Raw genomic sequence first — 17,517 nt, 5'->3', positions numbered from 1 at the left:
GGGAGGCCATCATGAACCCGGCGAACTTCACCCAGGCCAACCTTGGCATGCTGCTGTGGGCGGTGCTGATTGCCGCTTCGTTCTTTGCCGCCGCCGAGGTCAGCCAGGCCATCGACCCGGTGCTGCTGACTGCCCTGCGCCTGTTGTTCTCGGCGCTGATGTTCGTGCCTCTGTTGTGGCTCAAGGGTTCGGCGCCCATGACCCTGGCCGGCTTGCGCGCCCATGGGCTGCTGGGCCTGCTGCTGGCGCTGTATTTCGGTTCGCTGTTCGAAGCCCTGCGCTATACCTCGGCGGTCAACACCGGGACCCTGTTCACCCTGGTGCCGCTCCTGACCCTGGTGTTCGAAGCCTGGCTGCTGCCTGGCAGCGGCCTGCGGCGCCGCCTGCTGCCGATGCTGGTGGCGGGGGCCGGGGCGCTGCTGCTGATCCTCAAGGGCGGCGCGCCAGGGCAATTGCCGTCGCTGTACGCCATGGGTATCTACGCCCTGGGCTGCCTGGCCATGGCCGCCTACTCGCCGCTGAGCCAGCGCTTCAAGGCCGGCAGCCTGCAAGGGCGCAGCCCGGCGGCCATGACCTTCTGGAACATGCTGTTCGGATCGCTGTTCCTGTTTGTCGCCAGCCTGGCCAGTGGCGGCTGGCGCAGTGCCGCGCTACTGCGCGGCAACGACCTGCTGTGGCTGCTGTACCTGGCGCTGTTCGCCACCCTGGCAACCTTCTGGCTGCTGCATCGGGCCATCGGCGTCATCGCCCCGTCCACGGTGATTTCCTACATCTACCTGAGCACCCTGTTCCTCACGCTGTTCCACTGGTTGTGGCTGGGCCAGGGGCCACAGTTGACAGAAATGCTCGGCGCCCTGCTGGTGGCCCTGGGCATGCTCGGCCTGGTGCGCGGCAGCCGCCCGACAGCCGCGGCGGCCTGAAATCTACCCGGGACAAGCACCATTGCAGTGCGCGAAACTGCGCAGGTCGTGTTATCGGACATTTATGTCCCGATGCTGTCCGCGAATCCCCGCCCCGGGCATTTAATTAGGACGATCGTTCCGCTAGCATCGATCCGGTTTGCGCGCCACCGGCGCCAGGTGCTCAGCGGGATGGAACGGATGCTCATCAGCAATGTGCTCAGAAAACTCGACATGCAGGACCTCATGGTCTTTATCGCGGTGTACGAGCAAAGCAGTGTCACCGGGGTTTCGGAAACCCTCTGCGTCAGCCAGTCGACCGTCAGCTACTGCCTGAAGAAACTGCGCAACGGCTTCGAGGACGAACTGTTCATCAACACCCGCACCGGCATGCGCCCGACCTACAAGGCCACCAGCATGTACAACCACGTGCTGAGGATCCTGGAGAGCATCAACCTGTGCCACAGCGGTGTGCCGGCCTTCGACCCGACCCGCCAGGCCGTGACCTTCAATCTCTGTGCCCCGGAATACTTCGAGCTGTTGATCCTGCCGCGCCTGCTCAAGGGCTTCGACTACGCCGACCTGCCGGTGACGGTCAACGTGCAGAAGCTGGAAAGTGATATTCCCGCCGAGGACCTGCGCGATGGCAGCGTCGACCTGGTGATCTGTTTCGGGCCCGACTTCCATCGCCGCCACGCCGACTTCAAGTCGCAGATGCTGCTGGAGGACGACCTGGTGTGTGTCTTCGACAAGCGTGCGACCCCGCCCAGGGAACCGCGCTTCAGCCTGCAGTCGTTCATCGAGCGGCGGCACGTGTTTCCCACGCCCTGGACGTCGGACAGCAACATGGTGGACGGCTGGCTGGCGCGCCAGGCCCACAAGCGGCAGATCGTCGCCCGCTCCAACAGCTACAGCGCAGCGCTGAAGATGATCACCGGCACCGACTTCCTCCTCACCCTGCCCCGGCGCATCCAGGCACTGCTGGCCAACGAGGCAGTGTTCAACCATTGCGAGGCCCCCAGCGGCCTGCCGGGATTCAGCCTGGACATGCAGTGGAGCCAGCACACCGATCAGGACAGCGCGCAGACCTGGTTCCGTGAACAGATAGTCAAGGTCTGCGCCGAGCAGGGGCTGGCCTGATCCTCAGCGGCCGACGGCGGCCTTGCTGTAGGACGCGCGGTCGATATCGACGATCTCCACGCACAGTTGCACCTGGACATCCGCCGGCCATGGCGCCAGATCCTGCAACACCGCCAGCAGGCTCTCGGACAACTGCTTCTTGACCTCTGGCGAACGGCCGCTGAGCAAGGCCAGCTTGACGTGGACAAAGCCGCGCTCGCCAATCCCGGTGCCGACCCGGAACGCTTCGACCTTGACTGCACGGCTCTTGATGTCGAACTCGTCGGAGAACTGCCCGGACGCCACCAGCCCATGATTGAGTCGCAGCAGCGCCTTGTCGACGTCCAGTTGCGGCAGGTTGGCGGTGTATTCCATATGCAGGTGCGGCATGGCAAAGCTCCCGGTCAGTCAGGGGTAAAAAGGCGCTCCATACTACACAACCCGCCCCACGCCGCCGCAGTAGCCGTTAGCCTCATTGCCTGGACGCCGCCCTTTCCCGCAGGGCCAGGGTTTCCCAGGCCGCCACCAGCAGCATCACCAGGGTGGTCAGGCTGCCCAGCGCCAGGGCGGAAAACCACTGGTTCCAGGCCGCGGGCAACAACAGCAGCAAGGCCGCGAGCCCGGCCAGGTGCGACAGCGGCGGCAACGGCCGCTCGTTCATCACCCACTTGAACAGCGCGCAACCGAGCAGGAACAGCCAGGGCCCGCCGACGATCACCAGCACCGCGGCCTGGCTGGCATGCTGCGGGTGCACCAGCACCAGTTCGTCGGCCACCGCACTGACGATGATCCCGGCGACGATCAGCACATGCAGGTAGGTGTAGGCAATACGCGCCTGGCGCCCCGGGTCGCTGGAGTGGGCGATGCGGTGGTGGGCACGCTCGGCGCCGCTGTCGAAATACACCCACCACATGGCAATGCTGCCCAGCACCGCCACCACGAAAGCCAGTACCCCTTCGGCACTGGTGGCCAGCTCGGCGAAGGTGGCGCCGGTGACCAGCAGGGATTCACCCAGGGCGATGATCACGAACAGAGCGCAGCGCTCGGCCATGTGGTTGCCTTCGACATTCCAGTCCTCCAGGGTCGAGCGGCCGAGCCCCGGCACCCAGAAATACAGTGACGGCGACAGCACCTCGATGGCCAGGGCCAGCCCCCAGCACGCCAGGCGCTGCGGGCCTTCGAGCAGGCCACCGGTGATCCAGAAAACGCCCGAGAACATCAGCCACAAGAGGATCCGCTGGAAGTTGCGGGTCATGTTCAGCGGCTCGCCGCGCACCGCCCACAGCGAATAGGCGGTGCGCCCCACCTGCATGAACACATAGGCGCCGGCGAACAGCAGCCCACGCTCGCCGAAGGCCTGGGGAATCGACGAGGACAGCAGCAACCCGGCCACCATCAGCACGAACAGGCCGAGGCGGATCGGCAGGGCTTCCGGGTCCAGCCAGTTGGTGATCCACGAGGTGAAGATCCACACCCACCACACCGCCACCATCAGCAACGCCACCTGCAGCGCTCCGCCCAGGGACAGATGAGCCAGCAGGGAGTGGGACAGTTGGGTCACGGCAAACACGAACACCAGGTCGAAGAACAGCTCGACCATGCCAACCTTGCCGCTGTCGTGGCTGCCACGCCCACGCAACAGGGAACGGGAACGACTCATGGGCACACTCCACCGATCAATGTTTCAACAGACGATCCACACAGCAAAGCAGCCGCCTGTGCCTATGCCAAGCTGGCGGCCTCCGTTCACTGCGCCGCTGCCGTAGGCTGCGACCCGGTCCGCAGGACTGGCAAGGCCCCCACCCGATCCGCCAGGCATACCGCATGGGCAGGTTTGGGGCCCGCTGCGCGGTCCATCGCAGCCTGCGGCAGCGGCTGCAAGGCACGATTAGCTCGCGAGGGGCGCCCGCTCGCTCATGAAGGCTTCCAGCCGCGAGCGCAGCCAGCGTTCGGCGGGGTCGGTGTCCACATGGCTGAGCCAGACCATGGACAGGTCCAGGGTCGGGGTCTTGAACGGAAACGGCTCACAGTACAGCTGCCCCGAGGCGGCCATGGCGGCGGCGGCATAGTCGGGCAGGCTGGCGATCAGCTTGGTGCCGGCGAGCAGGGCCGGCAGCGAGCTGTACTGGGGCACCGACAACACGACCTGGCGGGTGCGGCCGATCTCCGCCAGCCACTCATCGGCGAAGCCGGCGACATTGGCGGTGTGGGACACCAGCACATGGGGCCGCGCGCAGTACTCGTCGAGGGTCAGCGGTGTATCGCTGGCATCGGCCCGCAGCACGCTGGGCTGGATATGCCGCAGCAGCTTGCGCTTGGCGTTGGCCGGCAGGCCGCGGGTCTGGCTGATGCCCACGGTGATATCGCCGGACGCCAGCAGGTCGGGAATCCGCCAGTAGTCCACATGCTGCACCACGACCACCACTTGCGGCGCTTCCTGGCGCAGGGCCCGCAGCAGGGGGGGCAGCAGGCCGAACTCGACGTCGTCGGACAGGCCGATGCGAAAGGTCATGGTGCTGCTGGCGGGATCGAAATCGTGGGTCAGGCTCAGGGCCGAGGACAGTGCGTCCAGGGCCGGCGACAGGTGCTGGATGATCTGCTCGGCACGGGCCGTGGGCTCCATGCGATGGCCGACGCGAATGAACAGCGGGTCGTTGAACATCGCCCGCAGGCGGTTGAGCGCGGAACTGATGGTGGGCTGGCCGAGGAACAGCTTCTCCGCCACCCGGGTGACATTGCGCTCGAGCATCAGCGCCTCGAACACCACCATCAGGTTGATATCGGCCTTGCGCAGTTCATTGCGATTCATTGATGTTGCCCCCGGTCCCCAGACGGGAAGCAGTGTAGAAAGGCCGGAGGGCTGGCGTCCAGGCAAGATCTGCCAAGCGACGCCGCCCCCGGGCAGACCTCAGGCGGAGTTTCTCGCCAGCCCGCTCGCCCTTTGCTCACAGCGGTCCTCCTGGCCCTGGCGCAAACGCAGGGCCGCCAATGCCGCCACCAGCAGCACCAGGGCAATCACCTTGAGGCCATTCATGGCATTGCCGGTGCTCATCTCGATCGCGCCCATCACCGAAGGGCCGACAAAACCGCCCAGCAGCCCGCAGGAATTGACGAAGCCCAGGCCACCCGCCAACGCCGCGCCTTTGAGCCGTGAAGCCGGGTACAGGAAGATGATCGACTGCACCACGAAGAACATCAGCGCCGCCACGCAGAACCCCAGCAGGCTGAACACCGGCCCGGAAAACGCCGCGATCGACAGCCCCGCCGCCATCACCAGCAAGCCACAGACCAGCAGGCGCCGCGAGCGTTGCGGGCTGTTGGCCAGCCGGGGCAAGGCGATAGCCCCGACGGCTGCGGCGATCCAGGGCAGCGAGGTCAAAAGGCCAACGCTCATGATGCTCAGGTTGCCGTACTTGCCGATGATGCTGGGGAGGAAAAAGATCACGGTGTAGATGGTGATCTGATGGCAGAAGTAGACAAAGATCGCCAGCAGGATCTGTGGCGTGAAGCATTGCCGGAACGAGTGCCCGCCCTGCCCCGCGCCCTCGTCGGCTTCCCGGGCCAGGCGCTGTTCGATGGCCGCCGCTTCCTCGGCGCTCAGCCAGGGAGCACGGCTCGGGCGGTCCGGCAGGCGCCGCCATACCACCCAGGCGAAGAACACCGCCGGCAGGCCTTCGAGCAGGAACATCCACTGCCAGCCGTGCCAGCCCAAAAGGCCGTCCATCTTCATCAGCGCCGCGCCCAGCGGGCCGCCAATGATATTGGCCAGGCACACCCCCAGCAGGAAATAGCCGGTGGCCCGGGCCCGCTGCTGGCGGTCGAACCAGTAGGTCAGGTACAGCATGACCCCGGGAAACAGCCCGGCCTCGGCGATCCCCAGCAGCAGGCGCAGCACATAGAAGGAGGTCTCGCCCTGGACGAAAGCCATGGCGGCGGAGATCAGCCCCCAGGTCACCATGATCCGGGCGATCCAGAAGCGCGCGCCGACCTTGTGCATGATCAGGTTGCTCGGCACTTCGGACAGCGCATAGGTGAGGAAGAACAGTCCGGCCCCCAGCCCGTAGGCCGCGGCGGAAATCCCCAGGTCCACATCCAGCTGATGCTTGGCCAGGGCGATATTGGTGCGGTCGAGAAAACTCAGGACATAGGCCGCGATCAGCAGCGGCATCAGCTTGAGGAACATCAGCCGGGTCAGTTGTTGCGGGTCCCGGGGCGGCGCGGCGGTTGCAGTGTTCATGGGCATATCCCTTTGTAATTGTTATGCGGGATCGCCAGCGCCCGGAAGGCGCCGGCAGCGGGCCTGCGGGGCTTAGAACGCGACCTGGTCGCGTCCCTTGAGCCCGAGCAGGGTGCGGGCTTCGTCCGCCGTCGCCACCCGGCCGCCCAGGGCCTCGATGACGCTGCGGATGCGTCGTACCTGGTCGGCGTTACTCGCCGCCAGCTTGCCGGGGCCGTCCCACAGCGAGTCCTCCAGGCCGACCCGGGCATGGCTGCCCATGGCCAGGCCCATGGTCGCCAGGGGAATCTGGTTGCGCCCGGCGCCGAGGATCGACCAGTGATAGGCATCGCCGAACAGCCGGTCAGCGGTGCGGCGCATGTGTGCCAGGTCCTCGGGGTGGCCGCCGATGCCGCCCCGCAGGCCGAACACCGACTGGATGAACAGCGGCGCCTTGAGCAGGCCGCGCTCCAGGAAATGCGCAGCGGTGTAGAGGTGGCCGATGTCGTAGCACTCGATCTCGAAGCGCGTGCGGTTCTCGGCACAGGCGCTGAGGATATGGGCGATATCGCGGAAGGTATTGCGGAAAATCCGGTCGTCGCTTTCCTCCAGGTACGGCCGCTCCCAGTCGTGCTTGAACTCGGTGAAGCGGTTGAGCATTTCGTACAGGCCGAAGTTCATCGAGCCCATGTTCAGCGAGGCCAGTTCCGGCTTGAACTCCAGCACCGGTTGCAGGCGCTCCTCGACACCCATGGTCGGCGCGCCGCCGGTGGTGAGGTTGATCACCACGTCGCAGGCGGCCTTGATCTGCGGCAGGAAGCGCCGGAACAGCTCGGGGTCCTGGCTCGGCCGGCCGTCCTCCGGGTCCCGGGCGTGCAGGTGGACGATGGCCGCCCCGGCCTCCGCGGCGGCGATGGCCTCGGCGGCGATCTCCCCGGCCGTGACCGGCAGGTGGGGCGACATGGACGGGGTATGAATGGCACCGGTAACGGCGCAAGTGATGATGACGGGTGTTTTTCCAGGCATGACGGTACTCCGACTTTTATTCTTGATGAAAAAAATCCCAGGGTGTCGCTACAGGTTTCAGCGCCGGCGGTCCTCGCCGGCGCGGCCAGCCGGCGGGAGCTAGAGGTATTCGACGTTGCCGTCGACGCTGATCGCCTGGCCAGTGACGTTGCATGCCGCCGGCGAACAGAGGAACAGCGCCATGGCCGCCACGTCTTCGGCACTGACCATGCGCTTGAGGGAGATCTTCTCCAGGTACTGCTCGCGCATCTGCGCCACCGGTACCCCGGTCTGTTCGGCCCGGGCCTGGATCACCGCCTCCATCCGCGGCCCCTCGACTATCCCCGGCAACAGCGCGTTGACCCGGATATCGCTGGCACCCAGCTCCGCCGCCAAAGACTTCATCAACCCGACAATCGCCCATTTGGTAGCGGCATAAGGCGTGCGCCAGGCGTAGCCCAGGCGCCCGGCCACGGAGGCGATGTGCAGCAGGTGGGCCTTGTCCGAGGCCTTGAGCAGGGGCACCGCGTGGTGGGCGAAGCGGTATTGCGCGGTCAGGTTGATATCGATGGTGCGCTGCCAGTCGGCATCGCTGACGGCATCGATGCCCGCGGTCGGCCCGGCAATGCCGGCGTTGTTGACCAGCACATCGAGGCCACCGAAGTGCTGCACCTGAAGCTTGAACAAGGCTTCGATCTGCGCCGGGTCGGCGACATCGGTACGGGTTGCCAGGGCCTCGGGGTAGCGATCGCGAAAGGCCGCCAGGGCCGCTTCGCTGACATCGCACACATGCACCTGGGCGCCGGCTTCAAGGTAGGCAGCGGCCAGCACTTCACCGATGCCCGCCGCGCCACCGGAAATCATCACCCGCAAGCCCGGATAAGGCTGCAAACGCTGAAGGATGCTCATGCCCGGCCTCCTTTACGCTGTGCTGCACCGTCGCTCTTGGCCAGCAGGCGGCCCAGGGAATCCGCCGCCTGCATGATGTCGTCGGTGACCGCTGCTCGCGCCGCCGGGCCATCGCCGGCGACCAGGGCCTCGACGATTCGGTTGTGGGCTTCCATGGAACGTTGCAGGTGGGCCTTGTCCGGCGCCACCAGGGCGAAGCAGGGGCCCATGTGCAGCCAGAAGTTCTCCACGGCGGCCATGGTCAGTTCGGCCCGGGCCACCGCATAGATGCGCCGGTGGAAAGCGAAGTTGGTCCACAGGTAGCGGGAGACATCCACCTCGTCGGCGGCCTTCTGCATCTGCCGGCAGAGATCGGCGATCTCCTGCATATCGGCCTTGTGCAGATGCTGCACGGCCTTTTCCGCCAGCAGCCCCTCCAGGGCCACCCGTGCATCACGGATTTCCCGCAGGCGCTCCACCGTCATCATGCGTACCCGCAGGCGGGAGGTTTCCGTGACCTCGAAGGCATTTTCCGCACTCAAGCGCTGCAGGGCTTCGCGCACCGGCATCGGGCTGGAACCCAGGGCTTCGGCCAGGCCACGAATGGTCAGTTTCTGGCCGGGCTGGAATCGGCCACTCATCAAGGCTTCGCGAATCTGTCGATACACCTGTTCCTGCAAGGTATCGCGAGAAACCTGACGCAAGGTAGGCAGGGGGATAGGACCTTCGGACATGGGGGTGACACCTGTGTTGTGATTCTTGTGGGCAGCAATATGTGATCACAAATCAAATATGTCAAATATTCATCCTCACGTCTCTGAAGCAATCAAGGGCTTAAATCAAGTAAAAAGAATCTTTTTATTCCGCACTGCGAAACATCATTCCGTATTGACCCACTAATTTATTGATGACAGGATTATTTTCACCAGCCGATTCAAACAGCGGAATCCAATCCTGATTTCCGTTCAGCGCCCGGAGCCCCTGGGCAACCATCGGCCTCACGCTGCCCTTTCCTCGGGAGACTGCTGCAATGAGTCGCGACACCGCCCAGCCCTCTGTGGCATCCGCCCTGCACGGCAACATTCTGGTCCTGACCCTCGACAACCCACCGGTGAACGCCCTTGGCGTGGAGGTCAGGCGCGGGCTGCTGGCCGCCCTGGACAGCGCCGCCGACGATCCGACGGTGGCCGCCATCCTGCTGGTCGGCGCCGGGCGCCACTTCTGTGGCGGCGCCGATATTCGCGAATTCGGCCAGACGCCCCAGGCCCCGGCATTGCCAGCGGTGGTCAAGCGCATCGAGGACAGCGCCAAACCGGTGGTGGCGGCCATCCAGGGCGTGGCACTGGGAGGCGGCCTGGAAGTGGCCCTGGCGGCCCACTACCGCCTGGCCCTGGGCAGCGCCCGCCTCGGCCTGCCGGAAGTGCTGCTCGGCCTGCTGCCCGGGGCCGGTGGCACTCAGCGCCTGCCACGCCTGATCGGTGCCCGGGCGGCCCTGGAACTGATGCTCAGCGGCCGTCACCTGAATGCCCGGGAGGCCCTCGACCTGGGGGTGGTGGACCGCCTGGCGGAGGGTGAGGATACCCTGGCTGCCGGCCTGGCCTATGCCCGCGAGCTGGTGGACAGCCATGCCGGCGTGCGGCGCACCCGGGACGCCCGGGCCCTGGGCGATCAGCATCGGCAACGCGAACAGATCAACGCCGCCCGCGAACAGCTCACGCACAAGGCCAAGGGCCTGCTGTCGCCGCAGAACATCATTCGTGCGGTCGAGGCGGCCCTTGACCGGCCCTTCGATCAAGGCCTGGAGGAAGAACGCCGGCTGTTCCAGGAATGCCTCGACAGCCCGCAGCGTGCCGGGCTGGTACACGCCTTTTTCGCCGAGCGCGAAGTGCTCAAGGCCCCGGAAACCCGCATCGCCCAGCCTCGCCCCATCGAACAGGTGGCCGTGGTCGGCGGCGGCACCATGGGCGCCGGCATCGCTGTCTCGGCCCTCGACGCCGGCCTGCAGGTCACCATGATCGAGCGCGACCAGCAGGCCCTGGACCGCGGCCGGGGCAACGTCGAGAAGGTCTATGACGGGCTGATCGAAAAAGGCCGCCTGGATGCCGCCGGCAAGGCCGCGACCCTGGCCCGCTTCCGCGCCAGCCTGGACTACCAGGACCTGGCCCGGGCCGACCTGGTGATCGAAGCGGTGTTCGAGGACATGGCCGCCAAGCAGGCGGTGTTCAAGGAACTGGACCGGGTGTGCAAACCTGGCGCGGTACTGGCCAGCAACACCTCCTACCTGGACCTCAACGCCATCGCCGACAGCGTCTCGCGGCCTGCCGATGTCATCGGGCTGCACTTCTTCTCCCCCGCCAACATCATGAAGCTGCTGGAGATCGTGGTCCCGGCCAAGGTCGCACCGGACGTGGTGGCCACGGCCTTCGAACTGGCGAAGAAACTGCGCAAGGTGCCGGTGCGTGCCGGGGTCTGCGATGGTTTCATCGGCAACCGGATCCTCGCGGTCTACCGCCAGGCGGCGGACTACATGATGGAGGACGGCGCTTCGCCCTATCAGATCGACCAGGCCCTGCGCGACTTCGGCTTCCCCATGGGGCCCTTCCAGGTGGCCGACCTGGCCGGCGGCGACATCGGCTGGGCGACGCGCAAACGCAAGGCCGCCACCCGCAATCCCGACGCGCGCTACGTGCAGATTGCCGACCGCCTGTGCGAGCGCGGCTGGTTCGGACACAAGACCGGCCGTGGCTACTACCTCTATGCCCAGGGCCCGCGCAGCGCCACCCAGGACCCGGAAGTCCTGGCCATCATCGACGCCGAACGGGCCCGGGCCGGCATCACGCCCCGCCCCTTCGGCAACCCGGAGATCCTGCGGCGCTACATGGCGGCGATGATCAACGAAGGCGCCAACGTGGTGCACGAAGGCATCGCCCTGCGCCCCCTGGATGTGGACATCACCTTTATCCATGGCTACGGCTTCCCGCGCTATCGCGGTGGCCCGCTCAAGTACGCCGACCAGTACGGCCTGCCCCAGGTGCTGGCGGACATCCGCGAATTCGCCGAACAAGACCCGCTGTTCTGGAAAGCCTCGCCGCTGCTGGAGCAGTTGGTGGAGCGCGGCGAGAACTTCGACAGCCTCAACCACAGCCATTGACTCAAGGAGCACGCGCCATGCGCGAAGCCGTCATCGTATCCACCGCACGCACGCCCCTGACCAAGGCCCACCGCGGCGAATTCAACATCACTCCCGGCCCGACCCTCGCCGCTTTCGCGGTACGCGCCGCCGTGGAACGGGCCGGCATCGACCCGGGGCTGATCGAGGACGCCATCCTCGGTTGTGGCTACGGCGAAGGCACCACCGGGCGCAACGTCGCGCGCCTGGCGGTGGTCCGCGCCGGCCTGCCCATCGGCATCGCCGGCACCACGGTGAACCGCTTCTGCGCCTCCGGCTTGCAGGCCATCGCCATGGCCGCCGGGCGTATCGTGGTCGATGGCGCCCCCGCCATCATTGCCGGTGGCGTGGAAAGCATCTCGCAGATCCGCGGCCGCGGCAGCGACGACCCGGACCTCGATCCCTGGCTTGTGCAGCACAAGCCGGAGCTGTTCCTGCCGATGATCGAGACCGCGGACATCGTCGCCGCGCGCTACGGCATCAGCCGCGAGGCCCAGGACCGTTTCTCGCTGCGCAGCCAGCACAAGACCGAAGCGGCGCAACGGGCCGGGCACTACCGCGAGGAAATCATTCCCTGCACCACCACCATGGCCGTGACCGACAAGCAGAGCGGCGAGGTCAGCCAGCACCAGGTCACGGTGGACGCCGACACCTGCAACCGCCCGGGGAGCACTTACGAGGCCCTGGCCAAACTGGAACCGGTGCTGGGCCCGCAGCGCTTCATCAGCGCCGGCAACGCCTCGCAACTGTCCGACGGCGCCTCGGCCTGCGTACTGATGGAGGCCCGAGAAGCGGCCCGCGCCAACCTGCAACCACTGGGCGTGTTCCGTGGCATGGCGGTGGCCGGTTGCGAACCCGACGAAATGGGCATCGGCCCGGTGTTCGCCGTACCCCGGCTGCTGGCCCGGCACGGCCTCAAGGTGGACGACATCGGCCTCTGGGAACTCAACGAAGCCTTCGCCTCCCAGGCGCTCTATTGCCAGCAGCGGCTGGGCATCGCCGATGAATGCCTGAACGTCAACGGCGGGGCCATCGCCCTCGGCCACCCGTTCGGCATGACCGGCGCGCGCCTGGCCGGCCATGTGCTGCTCGAAGGTCGGCGCCGCGGGGTCAAGTACGCCGTGGTCAGCATGTGCATTGCCGGCGGCATGGGCGCCGCCGCGCTGTTCGAAATCTATTGAGGACGCCGACATGGACCTGAGTTTCACCCCCCAAGAAGAAGCCTTCCGCAATCAGGTGCAGGCCTTCCTCGCCAAACACTTGCCCAGCGAACTGAGTGACAAGGTGGCCAATGGCGAACGCCTGTCCAAGGCCGACATGGAGCATTGGCATTCGACCCTCAACACCCGCGGCTGGCTGGCCAACCACTGGCCCGAGGCCTTTGGCGGGCCGGGCTGGAGCGCCGTGGAGAAATTCATCTTCGAACTCGAATGCGGCCTGGCCAACGCGCCGCGCATCGTGCCGTTCGGGGTCAACATGCTGGGCCCGGTGCTGATCAAGTACGGCACCCCACAGCAGCAGGACTACTGGCTGCCGCGCATCCTCGACGGCCGCCACTGGTGGTGCCAGGGCTATTCGGAACCCGGTGCCGGCTCGGACCTGGCGGCGGTCAAGACCACGGCCGTGCGCGACGGCGATCACTATGTGGTCAACGGCCAGAAGACCTGGACCACCCTGGGCCAGCACGCCAACATGATTTTCTGCCTGGTGCGCACCGACCGCGAGGCCAAGCCCCAGGAAGGCATCAGCTTCCTGCTGATCGACATGGCCAGCCCCGGGGTCGAGGTGCGTCCGATCATCACCCTGGAAGGCGACCACGAGATCAACGAGGTGTTTTTCACCGACGTGCGGGTGCCGGTGGCCAACCTGGTGGGCGAGGAAAACAAGGGCTGGACCTGTGCCAAGTACCTGTTGACCTACGAGCGCACCAACATTGCCGGGGTCGGCTTGTCCATGGCCGCGCTGCAACGCCTCAAGCGCGTGGCAGCACAGCGCACCCGCAATGGCCGGCCGCTGCTGGAAGACCCGCAGTTCGCTGCACGCCTGGCCCGGGTCGAGATCGACCTTGAGAACATGAAGACCACCAACCTGCGGGTGATCGCAGCGGTGGCCGGTGGCGGCGCGCCCGGCGCGGAAAGCTCGATGCTGAAGATCTGCGGCACGGAAATCCGCCAGGAGCTCACCGCTCTGCTGCGCCGGGCCATGGGCCCCGCCGCCCGGGTCATGCTGGACGAAGGCGACACTGGGGCGATGGACCTGGGCCCGGCCTTCGCCAGTAGCGCGGCGGCGCAGTACTTCAACAATCGCAAGCTGTCGATCTTCGGCGGCTCCAATGAAATCCAGAAAAACATCATTTCGAAAATGATTCTCGGGCTCTGAGGGTGCGCACATGAACTTCGAACACAGCGCAGAACGGCGCATGCTCGGCGACAGCTTGAACCGCTTTATCGCCCAGAACTACAACCTGGAAAAACGCCAGCAGAGCCTGCAGTCAGGCCAGGGTTTCAACTCCGGGATCTGGCAGCAGCTGGCAGAGATGGGGGTGATCGGCGCCCTGTTCAGCGAAGCCGATGGTGGCTACGGCGGCGGTGGTTTCGACCTGGCCCTGGTCTTCGAGGCCGTGGGCCGCGGGCTGCTGGTGGAACCGCTGCTGGGCAGCGCGGTGCTGGCCGGGGACGCCATCGCCAGCGCCGGTAGCGAAACGCAGAAGATCGAGCTGGCGCAGATCATCGACGGCAACCTGATCGCCGCCCTGGCCCATGACGAACCCGACAGCCACTACGAACTCAACCGGGTCGCCTGCCGCGCCGAACCCCAGGCCGACGGCTGGTGCCTGGATGGCACCAAGAGCCTGGTGCTGCACGGCGAGCAGGCCGGGTTGCTGGTGGTGTCGGCCCGCACCGCCGGAGCCATTGACGACAGCCAGGGCATTTCGCTGTTCCTGGTGCACAGAGATACCCCGGGCCTGGAGATCCGCGGCAGCGCCACCCTCGATGGCGGCCCCGTGGCGCAGGTGCGCCTGAACCAGCTGCTTGTGCCGGGCTCTGCCCTGCTGGGCACCCTGCACCAGGGCCATGCCACCCTGGAGCGGGCCATTGGCCGCGGCGTACTGGCGTTGTGCGCCGAAGCCCTGGGCGCCATGGAAGTGGCCAAAGTGGCGACCCTGGATTACCTGCGCACCCGCCAGCAGTTCGGCCGCCCGATCGGCAGTTTCCAGGCACTGCAACATCGCATGGCGGTGCTGCTGCTGGAGATCGAACAAGCGCGCTCGGCGGTGATCAATGCCGCCTCGGCCCTGGAGGCCGATCGCCTGGACCGCGAGCGCGCGCTGTCAGCGGCCAAAGTCAGCATCGGCCGCATCGGCACCCTGGTGGCGCAAGAATGCATCCAGTTGCACGGCGGCATCGGCATGACCTGGGAGCTGCCCCTGGCCCATTACGCCAAGCGGCTGGTGATGATCGACCATCAGTTGGGGGACGAGGATCACCACCTGCAACGCTACATCGCCCTCGGCAAGCAATAGGCCCCATGAATCGCGGCCCGGGCGGCCACCTGGGCCTGTCGCAAGGGCCGCAGGTGTCGCCGCCTTCCTGGCCCGGTGCGCAACGCGCTGCCCGACGCTGCGCTCAATCCCCCTGCTGAACCCAAGCCAAGCCGGGCACCGCATCAGCGCGGCGCCCGGCAAGGGCGTGGCCGAGGTCGACAACCGCTACCTGGAGGTCATGGAGACCCTGGCCTACCGCGGCCACGCCCTGAGCCTCATCCACAAGATCTGGTAGATCGCGAAAACGACGCTGCCGGCCATTGCCGGCAGCCTCCCCTTCCCACTTGCGCGTTACAGCAACCGGGTGCGCAGCTCCTGGCAGGCCTGCTGATACTCCCTGCCCAGGCGCGCCACCAAGTCTCCGGCGCTCGGTACGCCGTCAACCACGCCAATCCCCTGGCCGCAGCCCCAGATCTCCTTCCAGGCCTTGGGCTTGTGCCTGTCTGCGCCGAAGTTCATCTGCGAGGGATCGCTGCTGGGCAGGTCATCGGGGTCCAGCCCCGCGGCCACCAGCGAGGCCTTCAGGTAATTGCCGTGCACCCCGGTGATCAGGTTGGTGTAGACGATATCCTCGGCCGCCGACTGGCTGATCATCTGCTTGTAGCCCGCCACCGCGTTGGCCTCCTGGGTGGCGATAAAGGCCGAGCCGATGTAGGCCAGGTCCGCCCCCAGGGCCTGGGCCGCGAGGATCGAACGCCCCGAGGCAATGGCCCCGGAAAGCAGCAGCGGGCCATCGAACCATTGGCGGATTTCCTGCACCAGGGCAAACGGCGACTGGGTGCCCGCATGCCCTCCGGCGCCGGCCGCCACGGCAATCAGGCCGTCGGCGCCCTTGTCGATGGCCTTGCGCGCGAAACGGTTGTTGATCACGTCGTGCAGCACGATGCCGCCGTAGCTGTGCACCGCCTGGTTGATCTCGGGGCGCGCGCCCAGGGAGGTGATGATGATCGGCACCTTGTGCTGCACGCAGACCGCCATGTCCTGCTCCAGCCGGTCATTGGAGCGGTGGACGATCTGGTTCACCGCAAACGGCGCGGCGGGCCGCTGCGGGTGCAGCCGGTCGTGCTCGGCCAGGGCCTGGGTGATCTGCTCGATCCACTCCCCCAGGCGCTCGGCCGGCCGTGCGTTCAATGCCGGAAAGGAACCGACGATCCCGGCCTTGCACTGGGCGATCACCAGCTCGGGAGTGGAAATGATGAACAGCGGCGCGGCCACCACTGGCAGGCGCAAATGCTGGGTGAGAATCTTCGGCAGGCTCATGTTCGGGCTCCTGGGCAATCCAATGGGTAGTTCATGATTCGGCGACGACCGCAGCGACCTCGGGCACCCGGGCGATGCGCGCGGTCACCAGTACCAGCCCGCCCGCCAGCAGGTACATGACAATCCCCAGGTACATGCTCGACACGTGGCCGCCGGTATGGCTGTTGATCACCCCGTTGAGCCAGGGTGTGACCGCCGGGCCGAGGTTGCCCAGGCTGCTGATGAAGGCAATGCCCCCGGCGGTGGCCGCCACCGACAGATACTCGCTGACCAGGGCGAAGAAGATCGGCGTGCCGGCCTTGATCCCCACGTAGGCAAAACCCAGGGCCGTAACCGACAGCAGCAGGTGGCCGTTGAGCAAGGTGGTGACCGCCAGGCCGAACACCGCAATGGCCATGCAGCCGACGAAGTGCCAGCGCCGCTCCCGGTGCTTGTCGGAGTGCTGCCCGATCAGCACCATGCCGACGATCCCGACGATATTGGGGATCGCGGTGATCAGCCCGACCTGCAACAGGTCCTTGCTGCCCCAGCCCTGGATCAGGCTCGGCATCCAGAACACCAGCATGTAGGTGGCGCCCAGGAACATGAAATAGGCCGTGGACAGCAGGTAGATCCTGGGGTCGCGAAACATCTGCGCCAGGCTGTCCTGGGATTTGTCTCGGGCGTTCGCCAGATCCCGGGCCATGTCGGCGTCCAGCAGGCGCTGTTCCCCGGGGCTGAGCCAGCGGGCCCGGGCCGGGCTGTCCTGCAGATAGAAAAAGGCCACCACCCCCAGGACACTGGCCGGCAGCCCCTGGATCATGAACATCCATTGCCAGCCGTGCAGGCCGACCGCGCCGTCCAGGTACTTGAGGATGCTGCCCGAGACCGGCCCGGCAATCAGCCCGGCGACCGCGGCGGCGGTCATGAAGATGGCGATCACCTGCCCCCGGCGCGGCGCCGGGAACCAGTAGGTGAAATACAGGATCACCCCGGGGAAGAACCCGGCCTCGAAGGCCCCCAAAAGAAAGCGCAGAACGTAGAACTGCATCGGGGTGCTGACGAACATCATCGCCGCGGCCACCAGGCCCCAGCAGAACATGATCCGCAACAGGGTCTTGCGCACGCCGCTGCGCTTGAGCATCAGGTTGCTGGGCACTTCGAAGATGAAGTAGCCGATGAAGAAGATCCCCGCCCCCAGGCCATACACCGCATCGCCGAACGGCAGGGTCTGCTTCATCTGCAACTGGGCGTAGCCGATGTTCACCCGGTCCAGAAAGGCCACCATGTAGCACAGCATCAACAGCGGCAGCAGGCGCCAGCGGATCCTGGCGTACAGCGTGTCGAGCTGCCGGGCATGCTCGGGTGAGGCGTGGGGATCCTGGACCGTTATTGTTGTTGTAGTCATTGTCGTCTCCGACGCAGTCGCGGGTTGGCC

At 66.3% G+C, this 17,517-nt stretch carries 15 protein-coding genes; 6 read left to right on the top strand and 9 right to left on the bottom strand.

Translation table 11 applies throughout. The annotated features are described in order from the left end of the window. Positions 1–11: 11 nt before the first annotated feature. Positions 12–920 carry a DMT family transporter gene (locus PFLCHA0_RS07625; protein ID WP_015634544.1) on the top strand — a complete coding sequence of 303 codons (909 nt, stop codon included), beginning with the start codon at positions 12–14 and terminating at the stop codon, positions 918–920. Positions 921–1,100: 180 nt separating this feature from the next. Beyond that, positions 1,101–2,039: a LysR family transcriptional regulator gene (locus tag PFLCHA0_RS07620; RefSeq protein WP_041752006.1), complete on the top strand. Its 939-nt coding sequence runs from the start codon at positions 1,101–1,103 to the stop codon at positions 2,037–2,039. A gap of 3 nt (positions 2,040–2,042) precedes the next feature. On the opposite strand, the gene PFLCHA0_RS07615 is transcribed toward PFLCHA0_RS07620, so the two are convergent. The 7 genes from PFLCHA0_RS07615 to PFLCHA0_RS07585 form a co-directional block, all read right to left on the bottom strand. Beyond that, entirely contained in the window at positions 2,043–2,408 is a 366-nt protein-coding gene (locus PFLCHA0_RS07615) for a 5-carboxymethyl-2-hydroxymuconate Delta-isomerase (RefSeq protein WP_011059824.1), read from the bottom strand. An 82-nt stretch (positions 2,409–2,490) separates the two neighbouring features. Then, entirely contained in the window at positions 2,491–3,678 is a 1,188-nt protein-coding gene (locus PFLCHA0_RS07610) for a low temperature requirement protein A (protein WP_015634542.1), read from the bottom strand. 228 nt (positions 3,679–3,906) lie between these two features. After that, positions 3,907–4,827 carry a LysR substrate-binding domain-containing protein gene (locus PFLCHA0_RS07605; protein WP_011059822.1) on the bottom strand — a complete coding sequence of 307 codons (921 nt, stop codon included), beginning with the start codon at positions 4,825–4,827 and terminating at the stop codon, positions 3,907–3,909. Between the two features lie 99 nt (positions 4,828–4,926). Next, positions 4,927–6,255 (bottom strand): MFS transporter, encoded by a 1,329-nt coding sequence (locus tag PFLCHA0_RS07600; RefSeq protein ID WP_015634541.1) that lies wholly within the window; start codon positions 6,253–6,255, stop codon positions 4,927–4,929. Between the two features lie 72 nt (positions 6,256–6,327). Beyond that, the gene (locus PFLCHA0_RS07595) at positions 6,328–7,260 is read right to left on the bottom strand and encodes a beta-keto acid cleavage family enzyme (RefSeq protein ID WP_011059820.1); all 933 of its coding nucleotides are present in this window, start codon (positions 7,258–7,260) and stop codon (positions 6,328–6,330) included. 99 nt (positions 7,261–7,359) lie between these two features. After that, positions 7,360–8,148, bottom strand: coding sequence for an SDR family oxidoreductase (locus tag PFLCHA0_RS07590; protein ID WP_011059819.1), 789 nt, complete (start codon positions 8,146–8,148; stop codon positions 7,360–7,362). Continuing rightward, positions 8,145–8,861: a GntR family transcriptional regulator gene (locus PFLCHA0_RS07585; RefSeq protein ID WP_011059818.1), complete on the bottom strand. Its 717-nt coding sequence runs from the start codon at positions 8,859–8,861 to the stop codon at positions 8,145–8,147. Before PFLCHA0_RS07585 ends, PFLCHA0_RS07590 begins: the two co-directional genes overlap by 4 nt. 296 nt (positions 8,862–9,157) lie before the next feature. Between PFLCHA0_RS07585 and PFLCHA0_RS07580 the strand changes: the two genes are divergently transcribed. Genes PFLCHA0_RS07580 through PFLCHA0_RS07565 form a run of 4 tightly spaced genes read left to right on the top strand, consistent with a single transcriptional unit; the run spans position 9,158 to position 14,819 of the window. Next, the gene (locus PFLCHA0_RS07580; protein WP_015634540.1) at positions 9,158–11,278 is read left to right on the top strand and encodes a 3-hydroxyacyl-CoA dehydrogenase NAD-binding domain-containing protein; all 2,121 of its coding nucleotides are present in this window, start codon (positions 9,158–9,160) and stop codon (positions 11,276–11,278) included. A 17-nt stretch (positions 11,279–11,295) separates the two neighbouring features. Beyond that, complete coding sequence (locus tag PFLCHA0_RS07575; RefSeq protein WP_015634539.1) at positions 11,296–12,477, top strand: acetyl-CoA C-acyltransferase; 1,182 nt, start codon at positions 11,296–11,298, stop codon at positions 12,475–12,477. A 10-nt stretch (positions 12,478–12,487) separates the two neighbouring features. Beyond that, the gene (locus tag PFLCHA0_RS07570; RefSeq protein WP_015634538.1) at positions 12,488–13,675 is read left to right on the top strand and encodes an acyl-CoA dehydrogenase family protein; all 1,188 of its coding nucleotides are present in this window, start codon (positions 12,488–12,490) and stop codon (positions 13,673–13,675) included. Positions 13,676–13,685: 10 nt separating this feature from the next. Then, positions 13,686–14,819, top strand: coding sequence for an acyl-CoA dehydrogenase family protein (locus tag PFLCHA0_RS07565; protein ID WP_015634537.1), 1,134 nt, complete (start codon positions 13,686–13,688; stop codon positions 14,817–14,819). Between the two features lie 312 nt (positions 14,820–15,131). Here PFLCHA0_RS07565 and PFLCHA0_RS07555 read toward each other — a convergent pair whose 3' ends face one another. Then, positions 15,132–16,100: an NAD(P)H-dependent flavin oxidoreductase gene (locus PFLCHA0_RS07555; protein ID WP_015634535.1), complete on the bottom strand. Its 969-nt coding sequence runs from the start codon at positions 16,098–16,100 to the stop codon at positions 15,132–15,134. A 31-nt stretch (positions 16,101–16,131) separates the two neighbouring features. Continuing rightward, positions 16,132–17,487 (bottom strand): MFS transporter, encoded by a 1,356-nt coding sequence (locus PFLCHA0_RS07550; protein ID WP_015634534.1) that lies wholly within the window; start codon positions 17,485–17,487, stop codon positions 16,132–16,134. Between the last annotated feature and the right edge of the window lie 30 nt (positions 17,488–17,517).

Origin of the sequence: Pseudomonas protegens CHA0 (assembly GCF_000397205.1) — a bacterium.
Lineage (GTDB): Bacteria > Pseudomonadota > Gammaproteobacteria > Pseudomonadales > Pseudomonadaceae > Aquipseudomonas > Aquipseudomonas protegens.
This window is presented reverse-complemented; position numbering and strand designations above follow the sequence as displayed.